This window comes from Jiella sp. M17.18 (assembly GCF_041027365.1).
Classification (GTDB): domain Bacteria; phylum Pseudomonadota; class Alphaproteobacteria; order Rhizobiales; family Rhizobiaceae; genus VKMB-3413.
This window is the reverse complement of the sequence record NZ_JBFTEH010000029.1, coordinates 1-9,720: the sequence shown is the minus strand read 5'-3', so window position 1 is coordinate 9,720 and position 9,720 is coordinate 1. Positions and strand designations below refer to the sequence as shown.

The following is a 9,720-nucleotide window of genomic DNA, read 5'->3' as shown; positions in this document are numbered from 1 at the left end:
ATTCGGACCGCCCGTTCCCGGACCTCAGGCGAATATCTCTTCGATGTCGCTTTCGTCATGATGACCCCATTCTCTCAGGAATTGAGGTCTCCGGGAAAGTCGGCGCGGTTCAACATGAGCAAGCTTGGTTCGCTGATGACGGCCCACGTCAAGTATGCGGCGGCGGCCGAAGCGGAAGCCCGCACGCATTCGAGCCAGATCAGCATGAGCGACAGCCTGGACATCGACTGGTCCAAGCTTGACGGCTGATCGGGGGCTAGCGAGATCGGTCGAGAGCACGTATCGGGAGGTGGAAACACCAGTTCCCGAGTGCTTATGCGAAGCAGCAAGTTAACCAGACTGTTGGTGGCGGGGCTTCGCCGATCCGGCCGGGTCTCGCTCTTCGTCGGCGATCTTCTCGAAGATGCCGGATGGCGGGCGACGATCGCCACGCTCTGGCAAGGATTACGCCCACGTCTGGAGCGCAGCATCATAAGTCTGAGTACTTGGCTCGTCACGCCGCCGGCGGTACCCTACTCGAACGAGGACTTGGGCGAGCTGCCCTTGCAACCCGGTGTGCTCTTCATCGGCTATGCGCAGGGGGCACTTGGGCTCGGGCAAGCGTTCCGGGCCGATCTCGAAGCAGCAAGATTCCTCGACATTCCTTTCGCGATCCAACCGATCGAGAAGGGTATCGAGAAGCGGATGATCGGGCCGTTCATGCCGGAGCTGTATGATCGACAGGGCGCTTACGCAGTAAACGTGATCGAAGTCTCGGTCGATCAGCTTTCCACCGCTTGGGATGGTCTCGGTCCGGCCCGTTACGAGCGGTCGTACAATATTCTCCGCACCTATTGGGAACTGCCGCAAGCCCCGAAGGAATGGCGGGAGACGCTGGCAATTATCGACGAGATCTGGGCACCGACCCAGTTCATAGCAGATGCCTTCGCACCAATCTTCGAGGGAGCGATCCACGTGATTCCGCCGGTGGTAGACAATTTGCAGCCACGAGCCGTAGACCGCCGGCGTTTTGGACTTTCGACCAGCCGCTTCGTCTTTCTGTTCAGCTTCGACTACAATTCTTCGCCCTATCGAAAGAACCCGCTCGCCGTTCTGGACGCCTTTGCAACCGCCTTTCCCGATCGCGAGATCCCTGTCGACCTGGTGGTGAAAACGAACGGCCAAGCAGACCTCTTTCCGCAAGCTCGAGACGCCATCGCCACAGCCGCCCGCCGCGATCCCCGCATCCACGTCATCCACGCTCATCTGGATCGGGAGGCGATGCTAGATCTCATCGCGACTGCGGACGTCTATGTGTCTTTGCATCGTGCGGAAGGTTTTGGTTTGGGCATGGCGGAGGCCATGGCCCTAGAGCGTCTGGTCGTGGCGACCGACTTTTCCGGCAACACCGACTTTCTTAATTCGGAGACGGGATATCCCATTCCCTATCGGCTACGACCGATCATGCGTCATGAATATCCCGGGGCGGAAGGGCAGTTCTGGGCCGAGCCAGATGTCGAAGCCGCAGCGCGTGTCATGAGAGAGCTTGTCCTGAGCGACATGGATCAAAAGAAGAAAATAAATGTTGCGCGCGAGGCTGTGCGACGCAAATACAGTCGTGAAAGAGTAGGCAAAATGATGGAGGAGCGCCTGGGGGCCTTGATGTAGGCGGGCGGCCAGACTACGGCCTCTGTGCAGAAACGCCAACACTGCCTGAAAGACGAGCATGCCGATCACACCCATCATCATGGCGGGCGGCGCAGGGGTCCGGCTCTGGCCGGTGTCTCGCGAGACCATGCCCAAGCAGTTCGCCACGCTCCTCGGGGGACTTTCCACCTTCCAGGCGACGCTAATGCGGGTGTCGGGTCCATCCTTTTCCAAGCCGATCGTCGTGACCAACAACGAATTCCGCTTCACCTGCGGCGAGCAGATCGCTGCATTGGGGCTGGAGGCCGAGATCGTTCTGGAGCCGGTGCGCCGCGACAGTGGCCCGGCGGTGGCCGTCGGCGCGCTTCTGGCCGAGCGGCAGGAGGGCGAGAAGGCGATCTGCCTAGTCCTGGCAGCCGACCACGTCATCCCCGAGACCGATCTCTTCGTCGCCGACTGCGAGCGGGCGGCCAAACTCGCCGCGGCTGGGCACATCATGACCCTCGGCATTAAGCCGACGGAGCCGTCCAGCGCCTACGGCTATGTGCAGCCGGGCGCCGAGCGCCTCGGCCCGTCGGCCCTCGCGCTGGAGCGCTTCGTTGAAAAGCCTGACCGCGAGACGGCCGAGCGTTATATCGAGCAGGGCTATCTCTGGAACAGCGGCAATTTCTGTTTCGCCGCCAGCCGGATGATCAGCGAGATGGAGGCCTTTGCCCCGGCGATCCTTGAGGCAGCGCGCCAGGCCGTCGAGGAGAGCCGCCACGATCTCGACTTCATCCGGCTGGGCGAGACGGCCTTCGCCGCGGCGCCGGCGCTCTCCGTCGACTATGCGGTGATGGAGAAGACGCGTCATGGCGGGGTGATCGCCGCTGGCTTCAGCTGGTCGGACGTCGGCTCCTGGGACGCGCTGCATGCAATTAAGTCAGCGGATGCCGACGGCAACGTCCTGGAAGGACCGGTAAAGGTGCTCGGCACGACGGGCAGCTACGTCGCCTCGGACGAGATCCTCACCGCCGTCGTCGGCCTGGAGCGGGTGGTGGTGGTGACGACGCGCGACGCGGTGCTCGTCGCCCACATGGACCAGGCGGCGAAGGTGAAGACGCTGGTGACGGAGCTGAAGCGTGATGGCTTTGCCGAGGCGAGCGCCCATTCGCGCATTCATCGTCCCTGGGGCTGGTATCAGCGCATCGACATCGGTCCGCGCTTCCAAGTGAAGCACATCATGGTCAAGCCCGGAGCGAAGCTGTCGCTGCAGCGCCATTACCACCGGGCCGAACACTGGGTGGTGGTGCAAGGCACGGCCGAGGTGACAATCGACGCAACAGTGAAGGTTTATCACGAGAACGAGGCGGCCTATCTGCCGATCGGCTGCGTCCACCGCCTGCACAACCCTGGCAAGATCGACCTGAAGCTCATCGAGGTCCAGGTTGGCAGCTATACCGGCGAGGACGACATCGTTCGCCTCGAGGACGACTACGCTCGGTCATAGAGGCTCTGTACTTGGAACAAGCCCTATTTCGGCGCGCTGTTCGACGCTATTTTGCGTAAGAAGGGCGCGCCTTGACTGCATTCGGCGGCTGGTGTTGATGCACCCCGGCAGCTGATGGAAAAGGTACACAGCAGATGAGCAAGACCGCTTTTGTCACCGGTGTGACCGGCCAGGATGGGGCCTACCTGGCAAAGCTTCTCGTGGAGAAGGGTTACAAGGTCTATGGTGGCCTGCGGCGGACTTCGAATTCCCTTCCCCATCGGCTGGCGGAACTGGGGATCGAAGGAGAGGTCGAACTCGTCTATTTCGATCTCTCCGAATTGCCGTCGATCCTGAGGACGCTCGAACGCACGAAGCCTGACGAATTCTACAACCTCGCTGCTCAGAGCTTCGTCGGCTCCTCCTGGGATCAGCCGCTCTACACGGCCGATGTGGACGCTGTCGGCGTCTGCCGCGTCCTCGAAGGCATTCGCACCTACTCGCCGCAGACGCGCTTCTACCAGGCCTCGACCTCGGAAATGTTCGGCCTCGTGCAGGCGGTACCCCAGGACGAGCGAACTCCCTTCTACCCGCGCAGCCCCTATGGGGTGGCCAAGCTCTATGGTCACGGCATCACAGTTAACTATCGGGAATCCTTCGGCGTTCATGCCTCCTCGGGCATCCTCTTCAACCATGAGAGCCCGCTGCGGGGTGCCGAGTTCGTCACCCGCAAGATCACGCTCGCTCTGGCGCGCATCGCTCAGGGCAAGCAGAAGCTTCTCGAACTCGGCAATCTGTCTGCCCAGCGCGACTGGGGCTTTGCCGGCGACTATGTTGAGGGCATGTGGCGGATGTTACAGCAGTCGGAGGCTGACGACTACGTCCTGGCGACTGGCGTGACGACGACGGTGCGCAGCTTCGTCGAAGCTGCCGGCGCCGCTCTTGACCTGGACATCGAGTGGAAGGGCGAGGCCGAGGCTGAGGAAGGCTTCAACCGCAAGACCGGCAAGCGCCTTGTTGCGGTCAATCCGGCCTTCTACCGGCCCGCCGAGGTCGATTTACTGCTGGGCAATTCCGCCAAGGCGCGGACACGTCTCGGTTGGCAAGCGACCACGGATGTAAAAGCTTTGGCCACGATGATGGCTCGAGCCGATTACGACCGTGTCAGCTCCGGAATGGTGAAGTTCTGACCCGGCTCAGACGCGCCGTGACTGGATAGGGTTTCTCCGCGGATATGACTTTTGTTTCTTACGCGCAGAATTTCGAAGACGTCATCCTCTATCGTGCGCTGAAGCACGTCTGGAACGGGACCTATGTGGATGTGGGGGCTTGCGATCCAACGCAGGACTCTGTCACCAAGGCTTTCTACGACCGAGGCTGGTCGGGGTTCAACCTTGAGCCGGTGGAGGAGTTTCACCGGCGCCTCTCCGAAGAGCGCCCTCGCGACCGCAATATTCTAGCGGCTGCTGGTGACGTGGCGGGGGAGCTGCCCTGCTACGTCATTGACGAGACGGGTCTGTCTACCCTCGATCCAGAGATCGCGAAAACTCATCGGGCCGCTGGACGTCAGATCCGAGAAACCACCGTTCCGGTGGTGACCTTGCGTGACCTTCTGAAGGAGTTTTCGGACCGCCCGATCCATTTTCTCAAGATCGACGTGGAGGGCTTCGAGGACAACGTGCTGGCAGGCACCGATCTCGAAGCCGTGCGCCCGTGGATCCTGGTCATCGAGGCCACCCTCCCGAGCCAGGATACGCCCACCCACGAGAAGTGGGAGCCGCGGGTTCTGGCGAACGGCTACCGCTTCGCCTTCTTCGACGGCGTCAGCCGCTACTACGTGGCTGAAGAGCACGCCGACCTTATCGACCGGCTCGCCCGACCGGCTAACGTCTTCGACGGCTACGAAACGGCCTACACCGTCGATCTGCGCAACGCTCTGACGAATGCCCATGAGAGCTACGACGAGCTGTTGCGGCAGATAGAACGGGAACGCCAGGATGCCGCAGCCCATGCCATGGCCCTGGAACGGCAGCTTGAACAGGAACGGCGGGACGCCGCAGCCCATGCCATGGCCCTGGAACGGCAGCTTGAACAGGAACGACGGGACGCCGCAGCCAACGCCGAAGTGTTGGAACAGGAAATCGTTGATCGTCAGAATCGCCTCGACGAGCAGAAGAAGGCCGCGGCAGCCGAGGAACACCGCCTTCACGCGGTGCTGCAGCAGGTGCGCGACCATCTGGCGACGATGGAGCGCAGTCGCGGCTGGCGGCTGGTGGTCTTTCTGCGCCGCCCGTTGAACTTGGCCCGCCGCATCAAGCGCCGGATCTTTGGTCGTTTGTTCGGTCAGCCAGGGGTGGGGGCTCTGCCGCCCGTCTCTCTGCAGAGCGAGCTGAACTTCGCTGCCAAGGAGCTCGCCCGTCGCGTCGTCCTGAAGGCCTCCCTCAGAAAGCGATAATTCTCTTGCTTCGTCCCGCGCGGTTTCCTTGCCGAGTCCAGTCCCGAGTATGAACCGAAGATGCCGCCCATGAAGCCAAGACTCCTCTTCGATCTCCAAGGATGCCAAACACGCAACGCTCGCCACCGTGGCATTGGACGCTACTCGCTCGCTTTGACCCGTGCGTTTCTGGAACTCAATGCCCGCGACAGTGATCGTTTCGAGGTAACGGCGCTGATCAACGGCGCCTTTCCGGAAGCCTGTACGGAACTGCGCGAGGCCTTCGCCGATAGCCCCTCGCCTGTGGCGTTTCGGGAGCTGCCGGCAGGCGATCCGCTGCAGGGACCGGTCGCGGTTCAATCGCGGGTCCGTGGCCTGGCGGCAGCCGGCGCCGCCAACGGGCTGAAGCCCGATTTCATCCATGTCTCTAGCCTGGTCGAGGGCTACGAGGAGGGAGCCGCCCTGTCAACCTATCCGCGCGACGTGGTGCCGGGTGCGATCCGCGCGGCGACGGTCTATGACCTGATTCCGCTGCTCTTCGCCGATAAGTATTTAACCGATCCTTCCTTCGACGCCTGGTACAGGGCTGCGATCGCGCACTACGCCGATTTCGATCTGCTGTTCGCCATTTCCGAGGCGACTTGGCGCGATCTGGTCGACCGTCTTGGCATCGATCGCGACAAGGTTCTCAACATCTCGGCGGCCGTAGATGCGCGCTTCCGACCACTCGTTGAGGCGGAAGCGGAGCGTGCCGCCGTCGCGGGCCGGCTGCATCTGACAAAGCCTTTCGTGCTCTATACGGGTGGCGCCGACCACCGCAAGAACCTCACGGGCGCCATTGACGCCTTCGCGCTTCTGCCGGCGGCGCTGCGGGATGGTCTGCAGCTAGCGATCGTCTGCGGTCTGGATCGCGCGACGGAGACCGCTTTGAGGGATCGCGCCCGGCAGAGGGGGCTTGATCCCCGAGCGGTCGTGCTGACGGGCTACGTCAGCGACGACGATTTGGTCCTTCTCTACAATCTCGCCATGCTCTTTGTCTTTCCCTCCGTCTACGAAGGCTTCGGCCTGCCGCTGCTCGAAGCCATGTCTTGTGGTGCGCCGGTTCTGGCAGGAGACAATTCGAGCCTGCCCGAAGTGGTGGGCCGTGCCGATCTTCTGTTTACCGCCGACGATCCCCGCTCTATTGCCGATAAGATGGCCGCAACGCTCGCCGATGCGGAGCGCCTAGCCGAGCTCCGAGCCTACAGCCTGAAGCGTGCCCCGGCCTTTTCTTGGACGAGGTCGGCGGAGCGGGTCTACGAAACATACGTACAGCGTCTGGAGGAGCGCGATGCCGCCGAGCGCGGATTCCGTCCGCGCATCGCCATGACAAGCCCGATGCCTCCGGCCCGCAGCGGCATCGCCGACTATTCAGCGGATCTGCTGCGCAAGTTGGTCAGGGAAAACGACGTCGAACTGTTTCTCGCTGATCACTCGCGGGAGACGACTGAAACGGCTGGCTGCCTGGTCAGGTCGGTAGGTGAGCTTGCCGAGGCCTGGCCCGCGTTCGACACCATCGTCTATCAGGTGGGCAACTCGACCTTTCACACCGAGATGCTTTCCCTTCTGCCGCAAACCGGTGGCGTCATGGTGCTTCACGACGTCTTCCTCAGCAATCTGAAGGCTTGGCTCGACATGCATGAAGGTCGCGCCGGCCTATTCGAGCGTGCGCTGCTGGGCCATGGCGCCCCCGGCCTCGCGACGCTGCGTAATAGGGGCACGGATGCGGCGATCAATGAATGGCCGGTCAGCGGACCGGAAATCGCCGCTGCCGACGCCGTCATCGTCCATTCGCGCTTCGCCAAGGAGATGGTCGAGCGTTTCTACCCGCAGCTGAGCGACAAGATCGAAGTCGTGCGTCAGCCTCGTTCCTTTCCGNCATCGTCCATTCGCGCTTCGCCAAGGAGATGGTCGAGCGTTTCTACCCGCAGCTGAGCGACAAGATCGAAGTCGTGCGTCAGCCTCGTTCCTTTCCGCCAACCTATGGTTCCGCGCGGCGCGCCGCGGCTCGCGAGCGGTTGGGCATCGATCCGGACAATTTTATTGTGGTGTCCTTGGGCATGGTCGGGCCGACCAAGAAGATCGACACGGTCCTTGAAGGCTTCGAGCGTTTCGCCGCCGGCGAGGCCAACGTGCGCCTGGTGCTGGCGGGCGACGCCCTCGAAAACCATTGGACCGCGCGTCTGCGGGCCCGCATCGCCCAGACCAATGGCCGAGTGAGCCTGACGGGCCATCTCCCCGCCGAGACCTTCGGCGACTACGCAGAGGCCTGCGACGTCGCCGTGCAACTGCGCAGCACCACGCGTGGCGAGACCTCGGCGGCGGTCCTGCAGTTGATGGGTTGCGGAAAGCAGGTGATCGTCAACAGCTTCGCCGATTTCGCCTACTATCCGGACGACGTCGTCACCAAGGTTGCGGAGCAGCCGGACGCGGCTGAAATAGCTGCCGCTCTTGATGCCGTGAGGCGCCAGACGGCCGAAGAGCGCCAAGCGGCTGAGACGCGCGCGCGACAGCATGTGGAAATCCATCATTCCCATGAAACGGCGAGCGCCGCCTATACGGCGATCATCCGGCGGGCGCGCCGCTATGGATCGGATCGACGGGCACTCGCCGCCCTGGCCGAGCATCTGAGTGTGCTGGAGCCGCAGGACGCACCAGCGGGACAGACGCAAGAGGCCGCCACGCTCGCCGAGAGCCTCGCCCCTGCCTTGGTCCAGCGACTGAATGTGGAATCGCGCCTCCTGATTGATATCTCACATACTTATCACTCGAAGCTGCAGACCGGAATTCAGCGGGTCGTGCGCGAGGTGACCCGGGCGAGCTACCGCGCTCTGGAAAGTGAAGGCTTCAACGTCCAGGCCTTCGTGCGCGACACGGACGGCCTGTTCCGGACCGCCGACGCCTTTGCCCTTGAACTGGAGGACGTGGCTCCGCCGGCTGGAATCGACAGCCCTCTGACGGTGCGGCCGAACGACCGCCTGCTGATGCTCGATTCGAGTTGGTTTGAGTATGACGACTACGCGCCGCTCTTTGAGGCCGTGCGCAAGGAGGGCGGCACAGTCCACACTTGCGTCTATGATCTAGTGCCGCTGCACTATCCCGAATTGACCGGCGAGGCACTGCCGCCTGTCTTCAAGAGATGGTTGCAACGCGCGGCGGAGGAAAGCGACAGCTTCGTCTGCATCTCGCGGGCGGTGGCCGACGAGGTGGCCGCCCATCTTGAGCGCACGCGCCTCCCGCATCGGCCGAACCTACAGATCAACTGGTTTCATCTCGGCTCTAACCTGTCCGTCGCCGGCGTCGCCGGAGCGGAGGTGTCGCGGGCCTTCAAGGGGGCACCCTGCGCCCTCATGGTGGGAACCGTCGAGGTGCGCAAGCGTCACGGCTTCGCACTCGACGTCATGGAACGGCTCTGGGCGACTGGCTCTCCCGTTCGTCTCGTTCTTCTGGGCAAACGCGGATGGCATGTGGACGAACTGGACGACCGCATCCGCGGCCATGCGGAATACGGCAAGCGACTGCACTGGATCGAGAAGTCTAGCGACGCCGATTTGGCGCACGCCTATGCCGAGGCACATGTGCTGTTATTTCCGTCGCTTTATGAAGGGTATGGGCTTCCGGTCGCCGAGGCGATACGGGCTCGTCTGCCGGTGGTGGCGAGCGACATTCCGGTGCTCAGGGAGGTCGGCGGCGATGCGGCCCTTTATGCCGGCTTGAACGATGTCGACCTCTGGATCGAGCACGTGGAGACGCTGACGCGTGGGGGGCGCCAGACGGTGAACGGCGGGACTGTGGTTTCCTGGGACGAAGCGACCTCCCAGCTACGCCGCGCGCTGCTCGGCTTTGCTCCCTATCGCGTGCTGCCCTGACACCGACGACCATCGCTGTAAAAGCTCAATTCGCCGTTAGAGCACGGTAAGACCGTATGTCCGTCTGGCCGGGCGGCTTGCCCTACACTGTCTGTTCGAGGGTTGCTCGTGACGTTGAGCCGAGCCGTGTCGTCGGCGACCTTCTCCAGGCGGAGATCTCCGAGAAGCAGGGTACGCATCCGGCGTGGACCGCGGTGAAGAACTTTTTCTCGCTTCAGCGGCAATCTGGGGCTTGCGCCTTTCGAGTTAAGCTATCGACGAGTTACCGGAATGTCGTGCGCGAG

7 protein-coding genes are annotated in these 9,720 nt (G+C 62.7%); all 7 read left to right on the top strand.

The window, feature by feature from the left end; all coding sequences use genetic code 11:
- Positions 1–249, top strand: a 249-nt coding sequence (locus AB5S17_RS23015) for a hypothetical protein (RefSeq protein WP_369243522.1), incomplete at its 5' end; no start/stop codon positions are given.
- Positions 250–315: 66 nt separating this feature from the next.
- Positions 316–1,647 (top strand): glycosyltransferase family 4 protein, encoded by a 1,332-nt coding sequence (locus AB5S17_RS23010; protein WP_369243521.1) that lies wholly within the window; start codon positions 316–318, stop codon positions 1,645–1,647.
- A gap of 58 nt (positions 1,648–1,705) precedes the next feature.
- Positions 1,706–3,115: a mannose-1-phosphate guanylyltransferase/mannose-6-phosphate isomerase gene (locus AB5S17_RS23005; protein WP_369243520.1), complete on the top strand. Its 1,410-nt coding sequence runs from the start codon at positions 1,706–1,708 to the stop codon at positions 3,113–3,115.
- Positions 3,116–3,249: 134 nt separating this feature from the next.
- On the top strand, positions 3,250–4,284 hold the full coding sequence (gmd, locus tag AB5S17_RS23000) for a GDP-mannose 4,6-dehydratase (protein ID WP_369243519.1): 1,035 nt from the start codon (positions 3,250–3,252) through the stop codon (positions 4,282–4,284).
- Between the two features lie 44 nt (positions 4,285–4,328).
- Entirely contained in the window at positions 4,329–5,549 is a 1,221-nt protein-coding gene (locus AB5S17_RS22995; protein WP_369243518.1) for an FkbM family methyltransferase, read from the top strand.
- Between the two features lie 69 nt (positions 5,550–5,618).
- The gene (locus tag AB5S17_RS22990) at positions 5,619–7,502 is read left to right on the top strand and encodes a glycosyltransferase (protein ID WP_369243517.1); all 1,884 of its coding nucleotides are present in this window, start codon (positions 5,619–5,621) and stop codon (positions 7,500–7,502) included.
- Positions 7,475–9,436, top strand: a complete 1,962-nt coding sequence (locus tag AB5S17_RS22985) for a glycosyltransferase (RefSeq protein WP_369243516.1) — start codon at positions 7,475–7,477, stop codon at positions 9,434–9,436. The genes AB5S17_RS22990 and AB5S17_RS22985 overlap by 28 nt, the downstream gene beginning before the upstream one ends.
- The last annotated feature ends 284 nt before the right edge of the window (positions 9,437–9,720 follow it).

Excerpts from the sequence above, each read along its gene's own strand:
- AB5S17_RS23010 (WP_369243521.1), top strand. The coding sequence starts at position 316 with ATGCGAAGCAGCAAGTTAACCAGACTGTTGGTGGCGGGGCTTCGCCGA.
- AB5S17_RS23005 (WP_369243520.1), top strand. The coding sequence starts at position 1,706 with ATGCCGATCACACCCATCATCATGGCGGGCGGCGCAGGGGTCCGGCTC.
- gmd (WP_369243519.1), top strand. The coding sequence starts at position 3,250 with ATGAGCAAGACCGCTTTTGTCACCGGTGTGACCGGCCAGGATGGGGCC.
- AB5S17_RS22995 (WP_369243518.1), top strand. The coding sequence starts at position 4,329 with ATGACTTTTGTTTCTTACGCGCAGAATTTCGAAGACGTCATCCTCTAT.
- AB5S17_RS22985 (WP_369243516.1), top strand. The coding sequence starts at position 7,475 with ATGGTCGAGCGTTTCTACCCGCAGCTGAGCGACAAGATCGAAGTCGTG.